The sequence below is a fragment of the uncultured Shimia sp. genome, from assembly GCF_947493595.1.
In the GTDB taxonomy this organism is placed as follows: Bacteria; Pseudomonadota; Alphaproteobacteria; order Rhodobacterales; family Rhodobacteraceae; genus Shimia.
This window is the reverse complement of the sequence record NZ_CANLRL010000001.1, coordinates 301,545-325,853: the sequence shown is the minus strand read 5'-3', so window position 1 is coordinate 325,853 and position 24,309 is coordinate 301,545. Positions and strand designations below refer to the sequence as shown.

Annotated in this window: 20 protein-coding genes and 1 pseudogene; 4 read left to right on the top strand and 17 right to left on the bottom strand. The window is 57.4% G+C overall.

All coding sequences use genetic code 11. The features are described 5' to 3' along the window. Positions 1-49 precede the first annotated feature (49 nt). Positions 50-1,573, top strand: a complete 1,524-nt coding sequence (gene adh / locus Q0955_RS01630) for an aldehyde dehydrogenase (RefSeq protein WP_299419075.1) — start codon at positions 50-52, stop codon at positions 1,571-1,573. Positions 1,574-1,628: 55 nt separating this feature from the next. On the opposite strand, the gene Q0955_RS01625 is transcribed toward adh, so the two are convergent. The 5 genes from Q0955_RS01625 to hutI all read right to left on the bottom strand — a co-directional run bounded on the left by Q0955_RS01625 (position 1,629) and on the right by hutI (position 7,423). Further along, the gene (locus tag Q0955_RS01625; RefSeq protein ID WP_299419073.1) at positions 1,629-2,048 is read right to left on the bottom strand and encodes a globin family protein; all 420 of its coding nucleotides are present in this window, start codon (positions 2,046-2,048) and stop codon (positions 1,629-1,631) included. A 162-nt stretch (positions 2,049-2,210) separates the two neighbouring features. Next, positions 2,211-3,884: a urocanate hydratase gene (gene hutU, locus Q0955_RS01620; RefSeq protein WP_299419071.1), complete on the bottom strand. Its 1,674-nt coding sequence runs from the start codon at positions 3,882-3,884 to the stop codon at positions 2,211-2,213. Positions 3,885-3,894: 10 nt separating this feature from the next. Beyond that, positions 3,895-4,698: an N-formylglutamate deformylase gene (gene hutG / locus Q0955_RS01615; protein ID WP_299419069.1), complete on the bottom strand. Its 804-nt coding sequence runs from the start codon at positions 4,696-4,698 to the stop codon at positions 3,895-3,897. After that, positions 4,695-6,233, bottom strand: coding sequence for a histidine ammonia-lyase (gene hutH / locus Q0955_RS01610; protein WP_299419067.1), 1,539 nt, complete (start codon positions 6,231-6,233; stop codon positions 4,695-4,697). The genes hutG and hutH overlap by 4 nt, the downstream gene beginning before the upstream one ends. Then, positions 6,230-7,423, bottom strand: a complete 1,194-nt coding sequence (gene hutI, locus Q0955_RS01605) for an imidazolonepropionase (protein ID WP_299419065.1) — start codon at positions 7,421-7,423, stop codon at positions 6,230-6,232. Before hutI ends, hutH begins: the two co-directional genes overlap by 4 nt. Positions 7,424-7,500: 77 nt before the next feature. On the opposite strand from hutI, the gene Q0955_RS01600 reads away from it, so the two are divergent. Beyond that, on the top strand, positions 7,501-8,865 hold the full coding sequence (locus Q0955_RS01600) for a formimidoylglutamate deiminase (protein WP_299419063.1): 1,365 nt from the start codon (positions 7,501-7,503) through the stop codon (positions 8,863-8,865). Between the two features lie 2 nt (positions 8,866-8,867). Here the strand turns inward: Q0955_RS01600 and Q0955_RS01595 are convergent, their stop codons facing one another. From Q0955_RS01595 to Q0955_RS01575, 5 genes are all read right to left on the bottom strand, one after another. Then, positions 8,868-9,557: a GntR family transcriptional regulator gene (locus tag Q0955_RS01595; protein WP_299419061.1), complete on the bottom strand. Its 690-nt coding sequence runs from the start codon at positions 9,555-9,557 to the stop codon at positions 8,868-8,870. Positions 9,558-9,670: 113 nt separating this feature from the next. Beyond that, complete coding sequence (locus Q0955_RS01590) at positions 9,671-10,468, bottom strand: ABC transporter permease (RefSeq protein ID WP_299419059.1); 798 nt, start codon at positions 10,466-10,468, stop codon at positions 9,671-9,673. Further along, positions 10,461-11,228 carry an ABC transporter ATP-binding protein gene (locus Q0955_RS01585; protein WP_299419057.1) on the bottom strand — a complete coding sequence of 256 codons (768 nt, stop codon included), beginning with the start codon at positions 11,226-11,228 and terminating at the stop codon, positions 10,461-10,463. Before Q0955_RS01585 ends, Q0955_RS01590 begins: the two co-directional genes overlap by 8 nt. Positions 11,229-11,285: 57 nt before the next feature. Next, complete coding sequence (locus tag Q0955_RS01580; RefSeq protein ID WP_299419055.1) at positions 11,286-12,299, bottom strand: ABC transporter substrate-binding protein; 1,014 nt, start codon at positions 12,297-12,299, stop codon at positions 11,286-11,288. A 20-nt stretch (positions 12,300-12,319) separates the two neighbouring features. Continuing rightward, positions 12,320-12,991 carry an FCD domain-containing protein gene (locus Q0955_RS01575; protein ID WP_299419053.1) on the bottom strand — a complete coding sequence of 224 codons (672 nt, stop codon included), beginning with the start codon at positions 12,989-12,991 and terminating at the stop codon, positions 12,320-12,322. A 325-nt stretch (positions 12,992-13,316) separates the two neighbouring features. Between Q0955_RS01575 and Q0955_RS01570 the strand changes: the two genes are divergently transcribed. Further along, positions 13,317-13,982: a L,D-transpeptidase gene (locus Q0955_RS01570; RefSeq protein WP_299419051.1), complete on the top strand. Its 666-nt coding sequence runs from the start codon at positions 13,317-13,319 to the stop codon at positions 13,980-13,982. 609 nt (positions 13,983-14,591) lie between these two features. Here the strand turns inward: Q0955_RS01570 and Q0955_RS01565 are convergent. Next, positions 14,592-14,952, bottom strand: a pseudogene (locus Q0955_RS01565) (transposase); the annotation flags it as partial. 264 nt (positions 14,953-15,216) lie between these two features. Then, positions 15,217-17,499 carry an adenosylcobalamin-dependent ribonucleoside-diphosphate reductase gene (locus Q0955_RS01560; protein WP_299419050.1) on the bottom strand — a complete coding sequence of 761 codons (2,283 nt, stop codon included), beginning with the start codon at positions 17,497-17,499 and terminating at the stop codon, positions 15,217-15,219. 180 nt (positions 17,500-17,679) lie between these two features. Here Q0955_RS01560 and Q0955_RS01555 point away from each other — a divergent pair, with 180 nt between their 5' ends. Beyond that, positions 17,680-18,111: a DUF1489 domain-containing protein gene (locus tag Q0955_RS01555; RefSeq protein ID WP_299419048.1), complete on the top strand. Its 432-nt coding sequence runs from the start codon at positions 17,680-17,682 to the stop codon at positions 18,109-18,111. A 143-nt stretch (positions 18,112-18,254) separates the two neighbouring features. Here Q0955_RS01555 and modC read toward each other — a convergent pair whose 3' ends face one another. From modC to Q0955_RS01530, 5 genes are all read right to left on the bottom strand, one after another. Then, entirely contained in the window at positions 18,255-19,340 is a 1,086-nt protein-coding gene (gene modC, locus Q0955_RS01550) for a molybdenum ABC transporter ATP-binding protein (protein WP_299419046.1), read from the bottom strand. Between the two features lie 2 nt (positions 19,341-19,342). Further along, positions 19,343-20,032, bottom strand: a complete 690-nt coding sequence (gene modB, locus Q0955_RS01545) for a molybdate ABC transporter permease subunit (RefSeq protein WP_299419044.1) — start codon at positions 20,030-20,032, stop codon at positions 19,343-19,345. Beyond that, positions 20,029-20,808, bottom strand: coding sequence for a molybdate ABC transporter substrate-binding protein (gene modA / locus Q0955_RS01540; RefSeq protein ID WP_299419042.1), 780 nt, complete (start codon positions 20,806-20,808; stop codon positions 20,029-20,031). The genes modB and modA overlap by 4 nt, the downstream gene beginning before the upstream one ends. Before the next feature lie 189 nt (positions 20,809-20,997). Further along, positions 20,998-22,572 carry a hypothetical protein gene (locus Q0955_RS01535; RefSeq protein WP_299419040.1) on the bottom strand — a complete coding sequence of 525 codons (1,575 nt, stop codon included), beginning with the start codon at positions 22,570-22,572 and terminating at the stop codon, positions 20,998-21,000. Positions 22,573-22,583: 11 nt separating this feature from the next. After that, positions 22,584-24,272, bottom strand: coding sequence for a DUF3131 domain-containing protein (locus Q0955_RS01530; RefSeq protein ID WP_299419038.1), 1,689 nt, complete (start codon positions 24,270-24,272; stop codon positions 22,584-22,586). Between the last annotated feature and the right edge of the window lie 37 nt (positions 24,273-24,309).

The following is a 24,309-nucleotide window of genomic DNA, read 5'->3' as shown; positions in this document are numbered from 1 at the left end:
ATCCTCCCCGCAATCCGATCGGAGGAGATCGGCATATGAGGAGGAAATTATGAACGACATGACCCACACAGAGGCAGGCACCTACGTCTCGCCATTTGCAGCTCGCTACGACAACTTCATCGGTGGCGAATTTGTAGCACCGGTCAACGGCCGCTACTTTGACAACGTCACGCCCATCACCGGTGAAAAAGTCTGTGAAGTTGCCCGTTCCGACGCCGCTGACATCGAAAAAGCACTCGACGCGGCCCACGCCGCCAAAGACGCCTGGGGCAAAACCTCTGCGGCAGAACGCTCCAACCTGCTGCTGAAAGTCGCCGACGCCATCGATGCCAACCTGGAGCGCCTCGCACAGGCTGAAACCTGGGACAACGGCAAACCAATCCGCGAAACCATGGCCGCTGACATTCCGCTGTCTGCCGACCACTTCCGCTACTTCGCAGGCGTGCTGCGCGGTCAGGAAGGTAACATGTCTGAAATCGACGCGGACACCGTGGCCTATCACTTCCACGAGCCTCTCGGTGTTGTGGGCCAGATCATCCCGTGGAACTTCTCCATCCTGATGGCCGCGTGGAAACTGGCACCTGCATTGGCCGCCGGCAACTGCATCGTGCTGAAACCAGCGGAGCAAACTCCAGCCGCAATCATGATCCTTGCGGAAATCATGTCCGAGTTCCTGCCAGCCGGTGTTCTGAACATCGTGAACGGCTACGGCGCCGAAGTGGGTGCCCCGCTCGCAAGCTCCAAGCGCATCGCCAAGATCGCCTTCACAGGTTCCACTGCCACTGGCAAAAAAATCATGGAAGCGGCCACCGACAACCTGATCCCGGTCACGCTGGAACTGGGCGGCAAATCGCCAAACATCTTCTTCTCTGATGTCATGGCAAAAGACGACGCCTTCCTCGACAAAGCAGTCGAAGGTTTTGTGCTCTTTGCCTTCAACCAAGGCGAAGTTTGCACCTGCCCATCGCGTGCGCTGATCCAGGAAGACATCTACGAAGAGTTCATCAAACGTGCCATCGCCCGCGTTCAGGCCATCAAACAGGGTGACCCTCGTAACCCTGAGACCATGGTTGGTGCACAGGCTTCCGTGGAACAGCAAGAGAAAATTCTCTCCTACCTGACCATCGGTGTGGAAGAAGGCGCAGAAGTGCTGACCGGTGGCGCAGCGGCCAAATTCAACGGCGAGCTGGCAGGCGGCAACTACATTCAGCCAACCATCCTGAAGGGCCACAACAAAATGCGCGTCTTCCAGGAAGAAATCTTTGGCCCGGTTGTCTCCGTGACCACCTTCAAAACCGAAGAAGAAGCGCTCGAGATTGCCAATGACACTATGTACGGCCTCGGTGCCGGCGTTTGGTCCCGCGATGCCAACACCTGCTACCGCTTTGGCCGCGCCATCGAAGCTGGCCGCGTCTGGGTGAACAACTACCACGCCTACCCGGCCCACGCAGCGTTTGGCGGCTACAAGCAGTCCGGTATTGGCCGCGAGAACCACAAAATGATGCTGGACCACTACCAGCAGACCAAGAACATCCTGATGAGCTACAACCCAAACAAGTTGGGCTTCTTCTAGGATTATCCTAACCCGTGAGGAAACTTCCCCCGCCGCAACCGTGGCGGGGGCTTTTTTATGTGTGAGTTGCGCTGGAACTTGCGCCAATCATCACATCGGCAAGCGTGCCGTAAGCAGACGCCCAAGCCATGGCCTCCTCCTCTGTGAACGCCTCACCGAGCCCCCGCCCCAGTGCCCAAATCAACGCTTCGCCAACTACCGCGTAATGCTCCGGGGCAACGTCGTACCCGCTGTGCCGCTCCCCCAAGCCCACCACCGCGGGCAACAACGTCTCTGGAGTGTTGAGCCCCGTGACCGCCAAACCCAACATCTGCATCAGCTTTTTCTTCTGTTCCGTCAAATCGTCAGGAAACAGTGGCCGCACCGCCGGAGCCAATTCAAACAAGCGGCCATAAAACAGATCTGCAATCTGCGCAGCCACCGGCATCACCTGCCGAAAACTGCCTTGCACCAAAGCGATCTGTTCTGGGGTCATACGGCGCATCCTTCACAAGTGTAATAGGTCCAGCCTACACCAGATGCTTGAATTCACGATAGGGAATTTGATTTACGGCTCCCAAACTGGCGGAGGCAGCTTCACGATCCACAATCCACAAAGCCCCCCCACTCAAATCCAAAATTGCCAATTTCGCGTTGGTTACGCTCCCAAAATGCCCGGCAACCGCAACCCATGCGCGCGTGCGCAATCCGCCGCGCTCTCATAGCCGGCATCCGCATGGCGCCAAACGCCTGACGCAGGGTCATTCCACAAAACCCGCTCCAGTCGTTTCGCGGCCTCAGCGGTCCCGTCGGCACAAATCACCACGCCGGAGTGCTGGCTGAATCCCATGCCAACCCCGCCTCCGTGATGCAAACTGACCCAGGTGGCGCCAGAGGCCGTGTTGATCAGAGCATTGAGCAATGGCCAATCCGACACCGCATCAGAACCATCTTTCATCGCTTCGGTTTCACGGTTTGGCGAGGCTACGGATCCACTGTCCAGATGATCGCGTCCAATCACCACCGGCGCCTTTAGTTCCCCCGATGCCACCATCTCATTGAACATCAGCCCAGCGCGATGGCGATCCCCCAGGCCAATCCAGCAAATCCGCGCTGGCAAGCCCTGAAACTCAATGCGATCACGCGCCATATCGAGCCAATTGTGCAGGTGTGTATTCTCTGGGAACAGTTTCTTCATGGCCGCGTCGGTTTTGTAGATATCCTCCGGATCACCGGACAAAGCGGCCCAACGGAACGGGCCTACACCTTTGCAGAACAGCGGACGAATATAGGCCGGCACAAACCCCGGGAAAGCAAAGGCGTTTTCCAAACCTTCTTCCAAGGCCATCTGACGGATGTTGTTGCCATAATCCACGGTTGGCACGCCATCTTCGTGGAAGGCCACCATGGCTTCAACCTGCACCTTCATGCTCGCACGGGCTGCCTTTTCCACCTCTTTTGGCGCTGTTTCCGCTTTTGCACGCCATTCTGCCACGGTCCAGCCTTGTGGCAGATAGCCGTTGACCGGATCATGCGCCGAAGTTTGGTCGGTCACGATGTCCGGCCGAATGCCCCGTTTGTGGATTTCTGGGAAAATGTCAGCCGCGTTGCCAATCAGCGCGACAGATTTTGCCTCGCCCGCCTTGGTCCAACGCGCAATCATCTCAAGCGCGTCATCAAGACTATCGGTCTTCTCATCCACATAGCGCGTGCGCAGACGGAAGTCGGCGCGGGTTTCGTCACATTCTACTGCGAGACAGCAAGCCCCGGCCATCACCGCCGCCAAAGGCTGCGCACCGCCCATGCCGCCAAGGCCGCCGGTCAGAACCCATTTGCCTGTCAAATCACCGCCGTAGTGCTGACGTCCCGCCTCGGCAAAGGTCTCATAGGTGCCCTGCACAATGCCTTGCGTTCCAATATAAATCCACGACCCGGCGGTCATCTGGCCATACATCATCAAGCCTTTTTTATCGAGCTCGTTGAAGTGATCCCAATTGGCCCAATGCGGCACCAAGTTGGAGTTGGCAATCAACACACGCGGCGCATCGGAATGTGTCCTAACAACCGCAACAGGCTTTCCTGATTGCACAATAAGGGTCTCGTCACCCTCAAGGTCCTTGAGCGTGTCGACAATCAGATCAAAGTCTTTCCAGGTGCGCGCCGCACGGCCAATGCCGCCATACACCACCAGCTCATGCGGGTTCTCGGCCACATCTGGATGCAGGTTGTTCATCATCATCCGCAACGGCGCTTCGGTCATCCAACTTTTGGCATTCAGCTCAGTGCCTGTGGGCGGAAAAACATCACGGGTGTTCTTGCGTGGATCGGTCATGTCGGTCTCCTTATCGGGTCAGCACGCCAGACAAGGCGAGATCATTGAGAGTCTGAAGGATGGTCTTGAGATGCGCGCGCAGTGCCGTCGCATGCTCCGGCAAGTATGTCCAAGGCGCCGCTTCGCGCATGTAGGTGCGCTGCGCCAATTCCATCTGGATGGCATGTTCGTTGCGATCGGGTTGCCCATAGTGACGCGTGGTCCAGCCGCCTTTGAAACGCCCATTGGACACAGCATCAAAGCCATCGGCAGCAAAGGCGACCTCAGTCACGGCGGTCTCAATCCTGTCGTCGCAGGTTGCCCCCACGTTGGTGCCAATAGAAAATGCTGGCAACTGCCCTTCAAAGAGGAAAGGAATGTCTGAACGGATCGAGTGGCAATCATACAAGATCGCCACACCATGGCGGGCTTTCACACGGGCGATCTCTTCCGCCAAGGCCGCATGATAAGGCGCGTGAAACGCTTCACGACGGCTTTCGATCTCTTCCCCAGTAGGCGTTTGTCCGTCACGCCAAATCACTTGGCCGTCAAAGTCCGTGAGCGGCACCAGCGTTGTGGTGTTCTGCCCCGGATAAAGCGAGACACCGGTTGGATCGCGGTTGGCATCAATCACATAGCGGTGGATGTTGGATGCCACCACCGTCGCCCCATCCAGAAGTCCATCGTAGAGCTGCGTGATATGCCAGTCTGTATCCGCCAGATTCTGCCCATTGGCATTGAGCCGCGCAAAAATATCGTCTGGCACAAAGGTGCCGCCATGGGGCTGCCCCAGCACAATCGGGCTGTCGCCTTGGATCACATCAACAATGTTCATGCGCCCAGCTCCGGCAGACTTGTGCCACAAGCCTCGGTCAGCGCGCCTGCTGAAACCAAATCCGCTGCAGCTTCCAAGTCCGGTGCCATATACCGATCTGCACCAAGTGTCGCCACGTCCTGACGCAAGCGCATCAACACGGATTGCAGTGGATCAGACGTCGTCAAGGGTGCGCGGAACTCAATGCCCTGCGCCGCACAGAGCAGTTCCACCCCTAATATCCGGTTCAAGTTGGTGACCATCTGAATCAAACGCCGCGCGCCATGGGCAGCCATCGACACATGGTCCTCCTGGTTGGCAGAGGTCGGCGTCGAATCCGTCACACAGGGATTGGCCAAATGTTTGTTTTCACTCATCAACGCCGCCGTTGTGACTTCGGCAATCATCAAGCCAGAATTCAACCCCGGCTCTGGTGTCAAAAACGGCGGCAGGTCATGGCTCAGGGTTGGGTCCACCATCAGGGCGATGCGCCGCTGGGCAATGGCCCCGATCTCCGACACTGCCAAGGCAATCATATCGGCTGCGAACCCGACAGGCTCCGCATGGAAATTGCCGCCAGACACAATCAATCCCGCTTCAGTCAGCACCAACGGGTTGTCGGTCGCCGCATTGGCCTCAACCTCAAGCGTTATCGCCGCTTGCCGGATCACATCCATTGCCGCGCCCGTCACTTGTGGCTGGCACCGGATGCAATACGGATCCTGCACACGGCTGTCATCATCCCGGTGGCTCTCTCGAATTTCACTGCCCGCAAGAATTTTCCGCATGGCTGCCGCCGCTTCAATCTGCCCCCGCTGCCCGCGCAACTGATGGATTTCCGGCTGCAACGGCGCAGTTGACCCCATGATCGCGTCGGTCGACATGGCGGAAATCACCAGAGCATTTTGTGCCGACTGCCAAGCCTCAAACAGCCCCGCCAGTGCAAACGCCGTTGAAAACTGCGTGCCGTTGATGAAGGCCAGCCCTTCTTTAGGTCCAAGCTGAATGGGCGTTAGTCCCGCCTTCGCCAGCGCCTCCGCTCCGGGCAAAATTTCACCTGCATACTCCGCTTCGCCTTCACCAATCACCACAGCAGTCATGTGCGAGAGTGGTGCCAGATCACCTGACGCACCCACAGAACCCTGCGCCGGGATCACCGGTGTGACGCCTTTGGCCAGCATGTCTTGCAGCAGTTCCACATAGTCCCAACGCACTCCGCTGGCTCCACGCCCAAAGCTCAACAGCTTAAGGGTCATCATCAACCGCGCCATGCGTCGTGGCACCGCCGCGCCCACGCCACAGCAATGGCTCAGGATCAGATTGCGCTGCAACGTGGCCGTGTCCTCCGGCGCAATCTTCAGGCTGGCCAATTTACCAAACCCTGTGTTCACACCGTAAACCGCCACATCCCCAGCCGCTGCCGCATCAATGCGCTTTGCCGCCTCTTCCACCGCAGGCCGGCACGCCAGATCAAGCGTGACCGCACGCTCGTTCCAATAAACATCCGCCAGCTGTTCCAGCGTCACTGCGCCAGGGGTGAGTTCCAACACGCTCATGCGCGACCTCCAAAGATACGTTGATGCAACGGGTTGAACCCGATGCGGTAAGCAAGCTCAGCCGGGTGGCTGACATCCCACACAGCCAAATCGGCCCGTTTGTTCTCTTCGATAGTGCCGCAATCCGGAGCGCCAAGCGCCAGCGCAGCGTTGCGGGTGACCCCGGCCAAAGCTTCTTCGGGCGTCATGCGAAACAGCGTACAGCCCATGTTCATCGTCAACAAAAGTGAGGTCAGCGGCGACGAGCCAGGGTTTGCATCCGTCGCCAGCGCCATTGGCACGCCAAGTTTGCGCAACGCTTCAATTGGCGGCACTTGCGTTTCCCGCAACGTATAAAACGCCCCCGGCAGGATCACCGCTGTGGTTCCCGCCGTTGCCATGGCCGCAACACCATCCTCATCAAGATACTCAATGTGGTCCGCGCTTAGCGCACCATAGCTGGCAGCCAGTTTTGCACCGCCCAGATTTGACAGTTGCTCCGCGTGTAACTTGACTGGCAGGCCCAATTCACGCGCCACATCAAACACCCGTGCGATTTGCACTGGCTGAAATGCGATCCCCTCGCAAAATCCATCCACCGCATCCACCAGCCGCTCTTTATGGGCGGCCCGCAGCGCCGGAATGCATACTGTGTCGATGTAGGCGTCGTCTTCTCCGGCAAACTCCGGCGGCACCGCATGGGCCCCAAGGAAGGTTGTCACGACCCGGATCGGGCGCACGGTTTCGATCCGACGTGCCACACGCAACATCTTCAGCTCTGTCTCCAGATCCAACCCATAGCCAGATTTCACCTCAATGAGCGTTGTGCCTTCAGCAATCAACGCATCAACCCTGGTCAAAGCGTCCGCCAGCAAGTCGTCCTCTGAGTCTTCACGCGTGGCTGTAACGGTTGAGACAATCCCGCCCCCTGCCCGCGCGATCTCTTCATAGCTTGCGCCATGCAACCGCATCTCAAACTCACGCGCCCGATTGCCACCCGCCACAATATGTGTGTGACAATCAATCAGTGCCGGCGTCACCAGCCGCCCGCCCAAATCCCGCGTTGTCACACCCGAATAGGCCGCAGGCAGATCGGACTGTGGACCGGCCCAGGCAATCTTTTCACCCTCAAGCGCAATCGCTCCGTTCTCTATTATCCCATAGGGCGCACCCTCGACCATGGTGGCCAGCGTGGCATTTGTCAGCAGCATGTCGACGAATCCCTTGTCGAAGTCAGATTAATTTGCATTATGTCTGCACATATTAATCCGTCAAGCGGGGATCCGACATGAGCATCATTTGGGCAGAACAAGCACTGACCGCAGAGGGGTGGGCCAAGGATGTCCGGCTGGAGATCGGTGGGGACGGGCGCATCACGGATGTGCAAGCCGGACACAAACCGGAGGGACACACAGTTGGCGCCTTGCTACCTGCCCCCGCCAACAGTCACAGCCACGCCTTTCAACGGGCCATGGCAGGCCTGACCGAACGACGTGGCGAACATGCCACGGACAGCTTCTGGACCTGGCGCCAGTTGATGTTCCGCTTTCTTGACGCCCTCACCCCGGAGCAAGTGCAGGCCATTGCAGCTCTTGTACAGATGGAGATGCTGGAGGCAGGCTTTGCCACCAATGTGGAGTTCCACTACCTGCACCACCAACCCGGCGGCCAGCCTTATGACCACCTGGGTGAAATGGCCGGTCGTATTGCCGCCGCCGCAGAGATAAGCGGCATTGGCCTGACGCTATTGCCGGTTCACTACCAGTTTGGAGGCTGTGACCAACGGCCCTTAGGCCCGGGGCAAATTCGCTTTGGCAATGATACAGAGCAATTTGCTCGCCTTGTCGAAGACGCCCGCGCAGCCCTCACAACCTTGCCAACCGATGCCACGCTTGGTGTTGCGCCGCACTCCCTGCGGGCCGTGTCGCAAGCGGACCTGCGAAACGCCGCCACACTGTTGCCTGATGGCCCGGTGCACCTGCACCTCGCAGAGCAAATCCCTGAAGTCCAAGAAGTGCAAGCCAACTGGCACGCCCGCCCGGTGGAATGGGCCCTGGAAAACCTACCGCTGGACTCACGCTGGTGCCTGATCCACCTCACACAAATGCAGCCGCACGAAACCGAAGCCTTGGCCAAAACCGGCGCCGTCGCGGGGCTTTGCCCGCTCACAGAGGCATCTCTGGGGGATGGCATTTTTGATGCTGTACGCTGGATGAACAACGGCGGCCGCATCTCGATTGGGTCTGACAGCAATATCCGGATCTCAATGGCGGAAGAACTGCGCCAACTCGACACCAGCCAGCGCCTGCGGGATCATACCCGCGCCGCCCTTGCCACAGCAGACTTGTCAACCGGCCACCGCCTGTTTGACGCGATCTGCAAAGGTGGGGCCCAGGCCGCCGGACGCGGTTCCGGCAAGCTGGAAGTTGGCGCCTGGGCAGACCTATTGGCACTCGACACAGACCATCTCGATCTCGCTGGCGTACAGGGCGACACCCTGCTCGACAGCTTTGTGTTCACCGGCGACAACCGCATGATCACAGACGTCTGGTCAGCCGGTCGACATATGGTTCAACACGGCCGCCACATCCACCGCGACAAGATCACCGCCACCTACCGCAAAGCGGTCAAACCACTGCGCGACGGGCTGTAAGCTCAATACCGCGTCGTCATCCGATACCCGCGCTGAAACACCAAACGCACATAGGTGATCGCGCGGGTCTCAAACCAAGTGGACCGCTCCGCCAGAAACAGCGGATCGCCGTCGGCGCAGCCGAGATGCTTGGCGATCTCCGCTTCCGCGGTCAGCGCTGAAAAACTGATCTCCGCGTCGGAATACGGCACCTCGGCAATCAGCCACTCATTTGGCCCAACCGTGTCAAAATCCGCCTCTGCTGCCTGCGGCAGAGCTGTCAGGTTGATCCACCGGTCTTCGAACTGATACGGGCTGCTATCGCCGTAGTGCATGCAGGTCAGATGCAGCACCTTCCCGCCTGACTCCAACCCCAACCGTGCCCGCAACCAATCCGGCGTGTCGATGATTTCGCGGTTTACCAGCGCATAGCGATACTGCGCGCCCCGCCCCTCGATCTCTTTGCGTACAATCGGAATGTGAAACCGCGCCTGACGCACCGGCGACGGCAAAACCCGTGTGCCAGCTTTGCGCTTGCGCTCCACCATACCTTCGTCCGCCAACTCGCGCATCGCCCGGTTCACTGTGGCGCGGGCACAGTCAAACTCTTCGGCAAGATCCACCTCATTGGGCAACAGATCATCCGGCCCCCAAACGCCTTGCACTATCCGGCGCCGGATTTCTTCCTTCACATCGCGAAAGGCGGTTTTCATGCAGGCACATCCTCATCGTGTGGGATGTCCACTTTAGTCTGTACTTAAAAAGAATAAACCCGATTTATTCCTTGCTGAAGCGACCACCTGACATATTCATGGCCAACATGCCCCTACGACCGCCACCCCAACATGCGCCGCTCAATGAAGCTGATGATGGCGTTCACAATAACCCCCATCAGCGACAGGATCACCACACCAGCAAACAACCGTTCAAGATCGTACAGAGACCCGGCCTCCAGGATATAGGCCCCAATGCCATATTGCGCCCCGAGCATCTCTGCTGCGACCAGCAGGATAATCGCAATCGACAGGCTGATCCGCAGGCCTGACAGGATACCTGGCAGGGCGCCGGGCAATATGATCTTACGCACAATAGACCACCAGGACAGACCAAAGCTCTGGCCCATTCGGATCAGGGTGCGGTCCACATTGTCAACGGCGCCGTAGGTGGCGACCACTGTTGGGGTAAATGTGCCAAAGGCGATGAGTGCATATTTTGACCCTTCCCCAATCCCAAACCAGATCACAAACAGCGGCAACAGTGCAATTTTGGGAATTGGAAAGATCGCGGCAATCAGCGGGACAAGCCCCGAGCGGACATGGGAAAACAACCCAATCAACACACCAACTGAGATGCCGATACTGACGCCAAGGGTGGCCCCAACAACAAGACGGGCCAAAGAAGGACCGAGGTGCTGGAACAAGAGGCCGCTGGCATAGAGTTGCCGGAAGGTCTCCAAAACATCAGAGGGCTTGGGCAGCGTGAGGGCCGAAATCCAGCCAGATCGTGTGCCCCATTCCGCCACCAAGATCAGCACCACAAACACCATCACGCCAATCCAGGCTTGGGGTTTGGGGGCAAAACCGCCACCGCGGAAAACAACTGTGCGTTTGGAGGTATCAGACATGGATCAGTTCCTCATCTGCCGCGCGGGCTTCATCGCGCATCAGGTTCCACAGCCGTTTTTGGTAGGCGTCCAAATCGGCGTCGCCAAAGGCGCGTTCAGACAATGGTTTATCGATCTCGACAATTTCCCGGATTTGGCCGGGACGACGCGACAGCACAACAACCTTATGGCCAAGGCGCACGGCTTCCGCCAAATTGTGCGTGACATAAACAGCGGTGAAAGGCTGACGTGACCAGAGGCTCACCAGGTCATCCATCAACAACTCGCGGGTTTGGCTGTCCAGCGCGGACAGAGGCTCATCCATCAACATCACCGCAGGCTTCACCGCCAGAGCGCGCGCAATGGCCACCCGTTGCTTCATCCCGCCAGACAACTGTTTGGGCAAGGCTTTGGCAAAATCGGTCAACTTGGTACGGGCAAGCACATCGTCAATGATCTCCCGTGCCGCAGCGCCGCGAATGCCGTGATCCTCCAGCACAAGCGAGATGTTGCCTTTGACCGTGCGCCACGGCAGCAGGGCAAAATCTTGAAAAATATAGGTCAGCGGGTTGAGGCAGTCCTTGGGCGCATCGCCAACTTGCAGCACCTGACCTCGTTGCGGGCGCTCCAGTCCACCAATGAACCGCAACAACGTAGACTTGCCACACCCCGACGGGCCAACGATACAGATGATCTGTTGGTTGGGGATGTCGAGGGTGATGTCGCGCATCACCTCAAAGTCATCGTAGGAATGGCCAATGCCCTCAAGCCTGATGTCCATGTCTGCCTCAAATAGTCTGCGGCGGGGCCGTTGTCATAGCCCCACCTAAGAGCGGGGTTATCCGCCGATAGTTTTCACGTAGGAGCTGTCCACAAGCGTGTCGAGCGTGATGTCCTTGCCCACCAGACCTTCGGACTGGAACCAGCTCAGCTGATCCTGAACGGAGGCCAGGTTTAATGCGGCACCGGAGCTGATCCGCATGGTGCCATTGATGATGGAGCCTGCGGCCTTGGCGCGTTCGCGATCCGTGTAGACATATTTGTGGATCAGATCGACCATCGCGTCCTGATCTGCGGTGCCGTCAATCATCGCCGCAGAATAGTCGTCCACCCCTTTTGAGAAGCCCGCGAGGAAGCTCTCGGTCTGGCCTCGCTCATTGGCAGCGTTGTTGGCGGAGGTGAACACGGTGGTGACCTGATAATCCGGGATGTAATCCGCGACGTTGCCAACAATGTGCCATGCGCCCGCCTTGGCCAGCGGCTTGGCAATATGGGGTACAATCGACCAGCCATCCACCTGGCCGGATTTCATCGCGCCAATGATCGCGCCGACTTTTTGCAGCGGCGTGAAGTTCAAGTCGATGCCTTCGGCGGTCGCCATCTTTGCGCCCATGTAGTGGAACGACGATCCGGCCTGAGTGATGGCGTATTTCTTGCCATTCAGGTCTTTCAGGCTCTGAACACCCGCTTGGTAAGACGCATCCGAAATCAGATATTTCTGACCATCAATGCCCGCCTCTTCTTGCAGCGCGCCGCCAATCACCTTGATGGCGCCCTTGTCAGCCAGGCTGATCAAACCACCGGAAATCGCGGTCACCGCATAGTCGATGTCCCCGCTGGCAATCGCCACAGCCATCGGTTGGGCCGCCTGAAAAAATTCAAATTCCACATCCAGACCAGCCTCGGCAAAATAGCCGCGCTCAAAAGCAACAAAATTGCCGGAGTGGGATGTGAAGCGCAACGCGCCCACTTTGATTTTCTTGTTCATGGCCAGAGCTGGCGCGGCCAGGCCACTAGCTGCAACAGTGCCGCCCATCAGGGCCAGTGCCTTACGGCGAGTAAATTTGATCACGTTATCCTCCCAATGATCTTTTAGATGTCCGGTTGTAGTTCCGATTTGATGTCTTTGACCAAAACCGCCTGCGCGGCGGTGCTGTCTCGGGCCAAGACCGCATCGACAAGCGCCTTCTGACGCGTGCAACGGCGGTCAAAGTCCAGTTGATTTTCTCTTAGCTGCGCCAAGCGAAAGCGACGGCTTTGGTTGTATAATTTGCGTTGCAGATCAATCAGCCGCGGGCTGCCACAGGCGTCAATCAAGGCGTAAGAAAAAGCTCGGCACGCCTCGTCCCATTCCAGTGCAGCCAAATCATCTGAGACTTCGATCACACGTGTTTCTGCTTTTCGCAGTGCATGATGTGCAGCAATGACGCGCCCTTCCCAGGCCACATCCCCAAGGTCGATGGCCAGCCCAATGGCCAGCTTCTCGATTTCCGTGCGCACCATCAAAATGTCGCGCACATCATCCTCTGTTGCGGATGCCACGCGAAACCCCCGCTGAGATGTCGCCTCAACCAGCCCCTCCGCAGTAAGAACACGCAGGGTTTCACGCATGGAGTGGTTTGACCCTCCGTAGCGCGCCCGCAGATTCTGCAGCTTGAGCTTTTGATCCGGCAGCAAAGCACCAAAAGAGATGTCACGCCGCAAAGCTGCCGCAAGCATCGCGATAACCGTGTCATCTTCCTGAGTGTCGCGCCGGAGGATCATTTTGTTGCCCAAAACTAAAAATGTTGGACATTTTTGAAATCAGTGAGCGCTTTGTGTCAAGGAGATTGTTACGAACAAACGACGCATGACCGATTGGATTTTAAGCGGGAACCGGAACACAAATCGAGGCAGATTGGGAAAACACGTGCTGAGAGCGGCCCCAACCGGGCAAAAACGACCAGCAATGCCCCTACACTATGACGGCTATGTCCGTTGCGTTTCGCGCCGAAGCCACCGCAGGATGCCGCCACACAAAAAATTGACTTCTGAGGCAGAAAATAACCCAATAGACTGCGACTCTGAGTTTTTCCGAGGTACATTTGACATGCTGACCCGCCGACATTTCCTGATCACCTCTGCTGCCTTATTCTCAGCACCACTGGCCCCCGCCGCGATGGCTGCGCCGGTATCCGACCGCTCAAAATGGGCCAGCTGGGACCGTCACGTGACCCCTGCGAACTATGATCCAGCGACCACCAATCCTTGGGGGCTGCACCCCAGACTTCTGCCTCAAATAGTTCAAGCCAACGATGGCCTAACCCCAGGCGACATCCACGTCGACGCCGTTGCGCGCTATTTGTATCACATTCAAAATGACGGAACTGCGATGCGATACGGCGTCGCCATTGCCAAAGGCAACCTTTACGAGCCTGGCACTTATACAATCCGCCGCAAGACCAAATGGCCGACCTGGACCCCAACCGCGCAGATGATCAAACGGGAACCGAATGTCTACAAACAACACGAAAATGGTATGAACGGCGGCCCCACCAACCCATTGGGATCACGGGCATTTTACCTATACGTCGGCAATCGCGACACCTATCTGAGAATTCACGGATCACCTTCACCTCGGTCTATTGGCGGACGTGCAAGCTCGGGCTGTGTTCGGATGGTTATGCCCCACATCAATGACCTGTACGATCATGTTGCCACCGGATCGACAGCCCACTTACACCCACCTGAGACTGTAGTCACATCCAGTACATAGGTGTGATCGGCTGACGCCGCTATTCCGGAGGGCGCGAGCACAGCGGGTTTCCGGCGTGTGCCCTCAAAGGCAAGTAGGTTGTTTCAACCGGCCCCACGTGCCGATACTCATAACACCCATCAACGGGGTTAATCCGAACCGTGTTGAGATCTTGGTTCGGCGCAGCCAGCGCAACCAGATTGTCGGAAAGATTGGCGAGATGACCGTCCGAGTTTGTTCCGCCAACACCTGTGCATCCCGTAAGAAATAAGACACCGCAAATGGCTCCGCAGACACTCTTCGACATGGTTCTCTCCCAAATAACTTTTTCATTATATGCACGTAGGCATCAATCCGCATCAACGACAATGCCGTAACAGCGCCGGCAGGTTTTCCTTGGTACAACTCTGGCACAGGCAATGAAGCTGGTGCCACCTATTTTCGAAAACTCCGGTCACTTACCCTTTGGGTCACCCCAATACCGAAGGTCACGGCACATTAAGAGCCCGATTTTGCAAGCGGATGAAACATTGCCTGTTGAGTGTCCGTTGACACTGACAATCAACATCCCTGCTTCCTAGGTCGAAGCGACGCAAGAAGGCCGTGAAATACGCCAAATGCCGCTACAAAAGACGCAATCGCTTCGTGACATTTGCGCGTGTCGAATGCCCCATCGGCGGTCACCGATCCGACGTCCTGATCTGGAGGGATTTGGTTAAGAAATTCCAGCCTTATCGGCGCCTCACCGATATAGCTGGTGGTGATCTCCACGGCCCGCACTTCCAACGTTTCTTCATTGATCCCGAGGGGTAATGCGCGCCAAATCCGGCACTTCGACCCGCCATGCTTACGGGCAGTCCACTCGCCTCCACCCTCTGATTTGATGCCTGTACTGTCAGTGAGCAGGTTCGGCGGCCCAGTTTCTCCCGTGACCGAGAAGGCTCACATTGAGCGCCTTCTGACGACGGCACAGCGCACTGCAATCCAGCACGTCCCAAATCCAGACCGCCCATCCGCATGCTACGCTCTCATTTCCGTTTTGGTCACCGTTGACCGTCCAAATTCACCTAAGACTGCTCACATGCAAAAAAGCGGCGACACAACCTGTGTCGCCGCTTTTGGTTTACTATGACAAAAATGCAATTCGCTGTAGCGGGTCTCTGAGCACCCTTAACGAACGCGCCGTCCAGAATTTCCGATGACAGGAATGGACATTAATCGGCGTCCGTCACAACAACAGCTTTCTCAGGTCATATCACCCGCATTTGCTGTGGCCACAGCTGTTGCAGGTCATGCAGCCCTCAACCATCTGCAAACCAAACTCGCCACAGCTTGGGCACGGCTTGCCACGCGGCGCGCCACCCACAGCCATCACTTCGGCCTGCGGATCAGATTTCAGGCCCATACCCTCGCCCTCGATGAAGCCAATCGCAATCATGTGACGCTCCAACACGCCGCCAATCGCGGCCAGAATGGACGGGATGTATTTGCCTTCCATCCACGCACCACCGCGCGGGTCAAACACCGCCTTCAGCTCTTCGACCACAAACGACACGTCACCGCCGCGACGGAACACTGCCGAAATCATCCGGGTCAGCGCCAATGTCCAAGCGTAGTGCTCCATGTTTTTGGAGTTGATAAACACCTCAAACGGACGGCGATGGCCGTTGATGATCACATCGTTCACGGTCAGGTAAATCGCGTGCTCGCTGTCTGGCCATTTCAGCTTGTAGGTCGCACCCTCAAGGCTCTGCGGACGTTCCAGAGGCTCTGACATGTAGATCACTTCACCACTGTCGGCCACGTGATCGGCTGGCTGTTCGCCCGGCGCCTGTTCGCTGCTCTCAGAAACGGTCAAAACCGAACCGGTTACATCGTTTGGACGATAGGTTGTGCAGCCTTTGCACCCGGTGTCCCACGCCTGCATGTAGACGTCTTTGAAGCTTTCAAAATCGATGTCTTCCGGGCAGTTGATGGTTTTGGAGATCGAGCTGTCGATCCATTTCTGCGCCGCCGCCTGCATACGTACGTGTGCTGCGGGCGCCAATGTCTGCGCGTTCACAAAATAGCTCGGCAGTTCTTTGTCGCCAAACTTATCACGCCACATTTGTACAGCGTAATCAACAACTTCCTCTTCCGTGCGCGAGCCGTCTTTCTGCAATACCTTACGGGTATAGGCATAGGCAAACACCGGCTCGATGCCCGAGCTGACGTTGCCCGCATAGAGGCTGATCGTGCCGGTTGGCGCGATGGAGGTCAGCAGGGCGTTGCGGATGCCGTGTTTGGCAATCGCGTCTTTCACGTCCTGATCCATGTCCTGAACCAGACCACCGTTGATGTATTTCTCTTTATCAAAGAGCGGGAAGGCCCCCTTCTCTTTTGCCAGATCAACAGACGCCAGATAAGACGCGCGCGCGATGGCTTTCATCCAGGCTTCGGTCTGCAAGGCCGCTTCTTCGGTGCCGTATTCCAGACCCAACATCAGCAGCGCATCCGCAAGACCGGTCACGCCAAGGCCAATCCGACGTTTGGCTTGCGCTTCCTGCGCCTGTGCCTCCAGCGGGAATTTGGACGCATCGACAACATTGTCCATCATCCGCACGGCGGTCGCCACCAGATCGGTCAGCGCCGCTTCATTAAGTTCCGCCGCTTTTTCAAACGGATCGGTCACCAGACGGGCCAGGTTGATCGAGCCAAGCAGACACGCCCCATAAGGCGGCAATGGCTGCTCCCCACAAGGGTTGGTTGCGGCAATCTGCTCAACATAGCTCAGGTTGTTGCGCTGATTGATGCGGTCGATGAAAATCACGCCAGGCTCAGCATAATCATAGGTGCCTTGCATGATCTTGTTCCACAGATCGCGTGCATCCACGGTGTGATACACCCGGTCGCCAAACTTCAGCTCCCAAGGGCCATCCGCTTTCACCGCTTCCATAAAGTCATCGGTCACCAGCACGGACATGTTGAACATGCGCAGACGCGCCGGATCCGATTTTGCGGTGATGAAGTCTTCCACATCCGGGTGGTCACAGCGCATGGTCGCCATCATGGCGCCCCGGCGGGAGCCCGCAGACATAATGGTGCGGCACATCGCATCCCACACATCCATAAAGCTCAACGGACCGGAAGCATCCGCCGCCACGCCCATAACGTCCGCGCCGCGCGGACGGATGGTGGAGAAGTCATAACCAATGCCGCCACCTTGCTGCATGGTCAACGCCGCTTCTTTCAGCATGTCAAAAATGCCGGACATGCTGTCAGGCACCGTACCCATCACAAAGCAGTTGAACAATGTCACGTTGCGCGCGGTGCCAGCGCCAGCCGTGATCCGGCCAGCTGGCAGGTATTTAAAGTCCTCCAACGCGCCGTAGAATTTCTCTTCCCACTTGGCCGGGTCTTTTTCCACCTTGGCCAGGTCGCGCGCAATGCGGCGCCAGCTGTCTTCTACCGACTGATCAATCGGCGTACCGTCCGCCTCTTTGAAACGGTATTTCATGTCCCAGATTTGCTCTGCGATGGGGGCGGCGAAACGGCTCATCGATGGATTCCTTGGTTGTGCTGCGCGTGAGTTTAGGGTTTTTTAATCTATATCAAATCTGCGTCATCTGACAACGGGCAAATATGGAAATTTCCGCGAAGACACCACATTATTTTGGGGCTGAAGGTTAACAACCCCACTATATCATGTGTGACTCGTGCATAATCCTGTGGGAAAACTGTGGATAAATTCATGCATCTTGTGAAATTGTCAGTGGGCTCAGAGAGCCCCGAAACCCTCGCCGCATGGCAAGCCACTCATAAAGCACGCTTTCCGGATGGGCTACCCCGTCACGTCACACGGATGTGGCCTAAACGTGAGGCTGAAATTCTCAACGGCGGCTCAATTTATTGGGTCATCAAGGGCAGCATCCAATGCCGTCAACGCATTTTGCGACTCGACGAAGTCATTGGCGAAGATGGTGTCCGTCGCTGTGCCATCGTTCTGGAACCAGAGATACATCTGACACAGGCGGCACTCAAACGACCTTTTCAAGGGTGGCGTTATCTGAAGCCCGAAGACGCTCCCGCGGACCTGCCTGCCAACCGCGCCAATGACGACGTCCTGCCGGACGAGCTTAACCGCGCGCTGGCAGAAATTGGCGTGCTCTAAAGGGAAGCAACGCGCGATGCGGTAACAGGTGCACGCACCCTACCCGCTGCAAAACACACCTCCGCGATACAGTCGTGAAACAGACGCGATACCGACGTGAGTTTCGCCACCATTTTGCCGGTTAACACGGCAACAATCCAAGCTCAGCGCGTGCCAATATCCTGCGGCGCCACGGACACGGATTTCATCACCGCATAACATGGCACGCCTTCTGACAACTCCAAGGCCGCGGCCGAGCGCCGCGTGATCCGCGCCAAAATGCGCCCCGCCTTGGTGTCCACCGACACAATCGCCCCCGGCCCACCACCGGACCGCACCGAATGCACCTTACCCTCCACAATATTGAGCGCAGACAACCCTTTAGGCGCCTCTCTTGACAAGATCACATCATGCGCCGCCACGCGCACACGCACCTGATCACCCACAGAATGGGACAGCTGCGGCAGCATCAAGGCCACGCCATTGGCGGACAATTCGGTCAATCCATCCTCATGGTGCCTGACCACTTTGGCCTCCAAAACCGCGCCCACTGCGCGCGGTCCCATCGGCGTAAAGCTCGGATCCGACAACACCTCCGCCGCCGACCCCACCCGATCCACCTTGCCATCCTTCAGCGCAACCACCGTTGTCGCCAACCGTGCCACTTCGGCGATCGAATGGGTAACGTACAGAATTGGAAGGGAAAATTCATCCCGTAACTTCTCAAAATACGGCAAGATTTCCGCCTTGCGCGGCTCATCCAGCGCCGCCAAAGGCTCGTCCGCCAAGATCACTTTGGGGCGCGCCAACAACGCCCGGCCAATGGCCACCCGCTGCTTTTCCCCACCAGACAATTCAGACGACCGGCGATCCAACAGAGCGCCAATACCAAGAATATCCACCACCTGATCAAAGCTTGCGACCTCCCCCCGACCTTTGGCTAACCCGTTGCCATACAACAGGTTTTTTCGCACATTCATATGCGGAAACAGCCGACCTTCCTGAAAAACATAGCCAAGACAACGCTGATGTGTTGGCACCCAGCGCCCTGCCACACTGTCACTCAAAACCTCATCGTTCACGACAATCCGGCTCTGCCTAGGCTTGCTCAAGCCAGCCACAGCATTGATCACAGAGGTTTTTCCTGAGCCTGAACTACCAAACAGAACAGTCAGTCCCACTGGCGCCTCAAACGCCACATCAAGGTCAAAGCCCTGAAACTCTTGGCGGATCTGTACTTCCACACTCATGCCTACCCGACCTTTGCCGCGATCCGTCGTGCGAGCACTTCAGACAGAATTAACGCTCCCGCCGCCACAATGATGCTCACAACCACCAATCGCATCGCAGCTGTCTCTCCGCCGGGAACTTGCAGAAACGCGTAAATCGCACTTGGAAGCGTGCGAGTTTGGCCGGGAATATTGCTGACAAATGTGATGGTTGCGCCAAATTCGCCCATCGCCTTGGCAAAAGCGAGCACCATACCCGCCAACAATCCAGGCAACATCAGCGGTAGCGTGACCGTAAAAAATACGCGAAGGCGTGAAGCTCCCAGTGTTGCCGCCGCTTGTTCAAGCTTGGGGTCAATGGCTTCTATCGACAATCGAATGGAGCGCACCAAAAGTGGAAAGGCCATCACAGCCGCGGCTAGCGCCGCACCGGTCCAGCGGAAGGCAAAAACCACGCCAATCTCCTTAAGCGCGCCACCAACCACACCTTGCGTGCCAAAGGTCACCAGCAGCAGATACCCGGTTGCCACTGGTGGAAGAACAAGCGGCAAATGCACCAAAACATTAACAAATTGTTTACCATAAAACTCCCAACGCGCGAGCACGTAAGCCACCAGAATGCCAGGGACAACCGCGCCCATCATCGCCCAGAAAGCCACTTTTAGAGACAGGCCAACTGCGGCCCATTCCTGCGGTCCCAGCCAATCGCTCATCGCCCGTCCTCCGCAACAATGAACCCACGATCAACAAAAGCCTTCCGCGCCACCGAACCGTCAAGATAGGTCATGAAATCAACCACTTCCGGGCGGTCCTGCCCAACAATTATCGCCGCCGGATAGGTGATGTTGCTATGGCTTTCCGCCGGAAACTGCGCCACGATCCGAACCCGATCATCGACCAATGCATCGGTTGCATAAACAATTCCGGCCGCGACCTCCCCCAAAGCCACCAGCGCCAGTGCCGCACGTACATTATCGGTTTCCACAACGTTGGGTCGAACGGCGTCCCATAAACCAAGCGATTGCAACGCCTCTTTGCCGTACATCCCGGCTGGAACCGCCTCAACAAACGCCATCGCAACACGACCGGTATTTAAAATTTGAGACAATTCCACACTGTCGCCTGCGGCATGTTCAGCCGAACCACGCGCGGGAACAACAACAGACATCCTATTGCCTAAGAAGATATTTTTACGCCCGGGTTCAAGCAGACCCTTGGCGTCAAGATGCGCTACCCAATTGACATTTGCCAACATTATCACATCAGCAGGCGCCCCGTACTCAATTTGCCGCGCCAACGCAGATGACCCAGCAAAGGACGCGGTCACATCATGACCACTCTCGGCTTCAAAGCCTGCAATCACGTCTGACAAAGCCTCCTGCAGGCTGGCTGCGGCAAAGACAGTGACCTGCTCCGCTGTCACGGACGGGGCGGTGGCCAGAAAAACTCCAGCAGAAAGACAAAGCGCAGAAAAGGAAGACTTCAGCATGGAACCCGTTAGGCCGTGACCGTTTTTGACATCTGCTAGGCCTAGCGAATGAAGCGCAACCTGCGCAAGGGTCTTTGAGCCTGCAACCACCGGCTGCTGAGAACCGGCGTCTCTTTGGGATTGTGAAATCGACCTATGTACGGGCCACGTCCTCTCCCAAATCGCCGCACACCGCCCCGACCACGCGGATCAAGGCTGTTGCGCATGTCGGGGCTGCGACTCCGGCAGCAATGTAGGCAACCCAACCGACACAAAATACCGCGACAACAGCTGGTACTCCTCGCGCGACACCTCTTGACGCGGAGCTTGCGCTTCCGCGCTGACCATCTCGGCCTCCAGTTCCGCAAGGATTTGGTCCACCATCGCATTCTCGTAAAGAACCCCGGGCTGTTGCATCGAAATTTCGCTCACCAGAGCCCCACCGAGCACTGCGCCCGACTGTTGCACGCCTGGCGCCGCGTCGGGGGAGGCCTGCAAAATCGCAACGGCAGTTTGAGCGTCAAACCCCAACTGCTTGACCAAATAGGCCAAGCGTTCGCCGGTTTGGTCCTGCGCAGACAAACGAGCCCCATCCAAACGCCCGCCCGCCACATAGCCTTGACTGCCTTGCGGATCTAATGCGGTTTCGACAGCTGGCTCAAAGCCTGCGCCCCCTTCGGATTGCAAATGGGCAACCTGAGCCTGCAACCGCTCCAACGTCTCAAGAAGCAGTGCCAGATCCATCGAGGTCGGAGGCTCGGCAAATGCGCCGTCCGCAGTCCGCCACGCGGTTGGCGCAGGTGACGCCCCAGTTCCATTGCCCTGCGCTTCCACAATCAGATCTTTCAGCCCGGACAGCTCTCTGCGCAATGTCTCGGCATCCAACACATCCGACGGCGCAGCACCATAGGCCGACAGCACCGGCTGAATTGCCAACGGTTGCACCTGAACAGAAGGCATTGCCCCCCCGGGCACCAGCCCCGCCTGTGGCGCTTGCCCCGGATAGGTCAATGGCGCGGCGGATGTCGGAGGGGCAATACCAGATGTCATCGATGCGCCATAGCCCGGTGCAACAACCTGAGGCTGCGGCATCGGGGAATTCCAGGCCGCTGGCTTGGTCATCCCGCCGGCGGTTTCTGCATTTGGCACCGGCCAGCCACGCGGCAAAACCACGTAATCCTGTCTGGCGGCAATCCACCGCAAATAGGCGGTTACCGCAGAAAACCCTTTGAGCGAAACACGAGACACTTCTGTGCCCCCGCGGCGCGTGCTCAGCTCACCGCCTGCGCCCAATAGGAGCTCCAACTGCACATCAAGCGGTTGTAGAATGCGCTCTGGCACCTGAATTTCCGACACCCCCTCAGAAACAAAGAACATGTCACCAGCCAGCGCGTTTTCCAGTCGCATTTGCAACTGGCCGCGATCCGTCAGAAATACTTCCAGCCCATCTTTTCGGGCGGCACACGCATAGGTGCGCGGACGGCAAATAACTTCGAACACATCGACGTCCAGCCGCGGCGTTGGGGCAAAGCGGGCATAGCCGTCCGGATCAAAGCGGAAATACACCCCTTCCACCAAACCTTCTTGAAAACTTGGCCAGCCAAACGCCCCACGCAGAGCCTGACGGGCTTCCCGCGCACCTATGGCAAAGGGAATGGCCGTGTCCAATATCGCATTCTCGGAGGCAAAGGCTTCGGCACTCCGGTCCTGCGCGATGGCAGGTTGCCCGGTGGCCGGCGCCCAACCACCTGTCAGGACGGCCATGGAGAGAAACAGGGTTTGCATGATGTGTCGCATTAGAAATCAGCCTTCTCTTGTACCGAATGACGCAAGGCGGGAAGCCAATCGTCTTTCTGGGGAGGGTCCGGGTATTTGCGCAGCAATCGGATGTCCTGATCGCGAAAGGCGGTGTACCAGACCTCGGTGTCGCCGGTGTACGGCGTCAAAATTGTGCCCTGCACCTTGTGCAATAAGGCGGTGAGAATGATGCCATTGTTGTTGGCGGTAAAAATGCTGACCCGGCCCTGCCCGCGCTCATAGAGACCCTCATACATGCCGTTTTCAGGGTCATAGAGTTCGATCATCGCCTCATAAAGCACATCGGTATAGTCGGTCTCCCACAACGCCCAGAGGCCCAGCGCCGCCTTTCCGGCCACCGCCGCATGATCTGGCACATAGTCGCCGCGCGGCGTCACTGTGTTCCACGGATAGCCGTCTGAGAAAATCGTGTCATAGGTGAAATACGGCGGACCTTTTACGTTGTGCTCTGAGCGTGCCGTCATAAACCCGGTCTGACGCCAGCGGTTTTCCTGCACCTGATAAATCCGGTCGGCAAACTCGGCACGCCAACCATCGGTGTGCACCCACTCTGGACTGCTGTCGTCATGTGGCATGTCAAACCCAAGCTCCAACCCGTCCTGCAGGTAGCTTTCGGTCACCACGTAGTTCTGAGAGTGGAAAATCCGCGGGTCGCGCCCGTCATAAGGCACCTGAATGCCAAATATCGACGCTGTCAAAAACGGCTCTGCGCGATGTGCCAGACGTGGTCTAAACCCCCAAAGCGCAAAACCTTTCGCGGCATATTCCTCATAGCCCAACCGGCCTTCCTGCGCATAAACCGTCTCGTCGGTTTCCTTGTCGACATAGGCGCCAAACATCAGCCCTTCATCATCAATCACGTTGCGGAAATCCCATTTCAGCAGCACGGAATCGATGGTGTTGGCCAAATAGGGATACCGGTTCTTGTAAATCCGCATCCACACCAGAAAGCGCCCGATATCTAACGCAGAAAACCCGATTTCTCCCGGTTTGTTGGTATAGTCTACCTTCGCGCCGGTCTGGGTGTGATACACCTTATTGGGCAATTCTTTGCGGAACAGATCCAATCCTTTGATTGTGGTCAAAAGCTGCGTTATCCGCCGATCAAATTCCGGCTTCTCGATAAGGCATAATTCATAAGCGCTGACCAACCCCGCCATATAAGACGCCGTATCCCACAACGTGGTCGATGGGTAATTACCCACCGAATTGGCAAGCCCCGTGCTTTCCTGGGTAAATTGCTCAAAGTAATGCCACGCCACCTGCGCCGCGCGCAACTCGCGCTCGTTCAAAAAACCGCGACGGCTCCGGTATTTGCGCACATAGGCGTTATGCTTGTCGTAGCCTTGGGGCACGTTTGCACCGCGCGGCATATCGTCAAAGAAATCCGCCGACATCTCACACATGCGCGGCGGCTTCTCCCGACGCCGCTCCTCCAAAACCATACTGCTGGTCACGCTGGGCAGATTGCCCCGCATCAACGCGGGAATTTCATCCAATGCACCCCCCGCAATGATCGGGATGATCTCTTCCTCTTGCGCCAGAAACACCCGCCGCGCCGTGATGCCCACTGCGTAGCTCGTCCCGGAAATACCCAGAACAACAGCACAGAACATCAGGACGCCCAACAGCGGCGCTCGCTTACCGGAACCAACAGCACTCTTCATCAAACACACTCCAGACGGAACGCCACTATGAAACGAC

Coding starts and splice junctions, on each gene's coding strand:
- Q0955_RS01595 (WP_299419061.1), bottom strand. CDS start 9,557: ATGAAAACCGCCTTTCGCGATGTGAAGGAAGAAATCCGGCGCCGGATA.
- modA (WP_299419042.1), bottom strand. CDS start 20,808: ATGCTGAAGTCTTCCTTTTCTGCGCTTTGTCTTTCTGCTGGAGTTTTT.
- modB (WP_299419044.1), bottom strand. CDS start 20,032: ATGAGCGATTGGCTGGGACCGCAGGAATGGGCCGCAGTTGGCCTGTCT.
- Q0955_RS01625 (WP_299419073.1), bottom strand. CDS start 2,048: ATGACCCCAGAACAGATCGCTTTGGTGCAAGGCAGTTTTCGGCAGGTG.
- modC (WP_299419046.1), bottom strand. CDS start 19,340: ATGAGTGTGGAAGTACAGATCCGCCAAGAGTTTCAGGGCTTTGACCTT.
- hutU (WP_299419071.1), bottom strand. CDS start 3,884: ATGACCGATCCACGCAAGAACACCCGTGATGTTTTTCCGCCCACAGGC.
- Q0955_RS01575 (WP_299419053.1), bottom strand. CDS start 12,991: ATGATCCTCCGGCGCGACACTCAGGAAGATGACACGGTTATCGCGATG.
- Q0955_RS01600 (WP_299419063.1), top strand. CDS start 7,501: ATGAGCATCATTTGGGCAGAACAAGCACTGACCGCAGAGGGGTGGGCC.
- hutG (WP_299419069.1), bottom strand. CDS start 4,698: ATGAACATTGTTGATGTGATCCAAGGCGACAGCCCGATTGTGCTGGGG.
- Q0955_RS01570 (WP_299419051.1), top strand. CDS start 13,317: ATGCTGACCCGCCGACATTTCCTGATCACCTCTGCTGCCTTATTCTCA.
- hutI (WP_299419065.1), bottom strand. CDS start 7,423: ATGCTGCTGACAAATGCCACGCTGGCCACCATGGTCGAGGGTGCGCCC.
- adh (WP_299419075.1), top strand. CDS start 50: ATGAACGACATGACCCACACAGAGGCAGGCACCTACGTCTCGCCATTT.
- Q0955_RS01560 (WP_299419050.1), bottom strand. CDS start 17,499: ATGAGCCGTTTCGCCGCCCCCATCGCAGAGCAAATCTGGGACATGAAA.
- hutH (WP_299419067.1), bottom strand. CDS start 6,233: ATGAGCGTGTTGGAACTCACCCCTGGCGCAGTGACGCTGGAACAGCTG.
- Q0955_RS01590 (WP_299419059.1), bottom strand. CDS start 10,468: ATGTCTGATACCTCCAAACGCACAGTTGTTTTCCGCGGTGGCGGTTTT.
- Q0955_RS01530 (WP_299419038.1), bottom strand. CDS start 24,272: ATGAAGAGTGCTGTTGGTTCCGGTAAGCGAGCGCCGCTGTTGGGCGTC.
- Q0955_RS01535 (WP_299419040.1), bottom strand. CDS start 22,572: ATGCAAACCCTGTTTCTCTCCATGGCCGTCCTGACAGGTGGTTGGGCG.
- Q0955_RS01585 (WP_299419057.1), bottom strand. CDS start 11,228: ATGGACATCAGGCTTGAGGGCATTGGCCATTCCTACGATGACTTTGAG.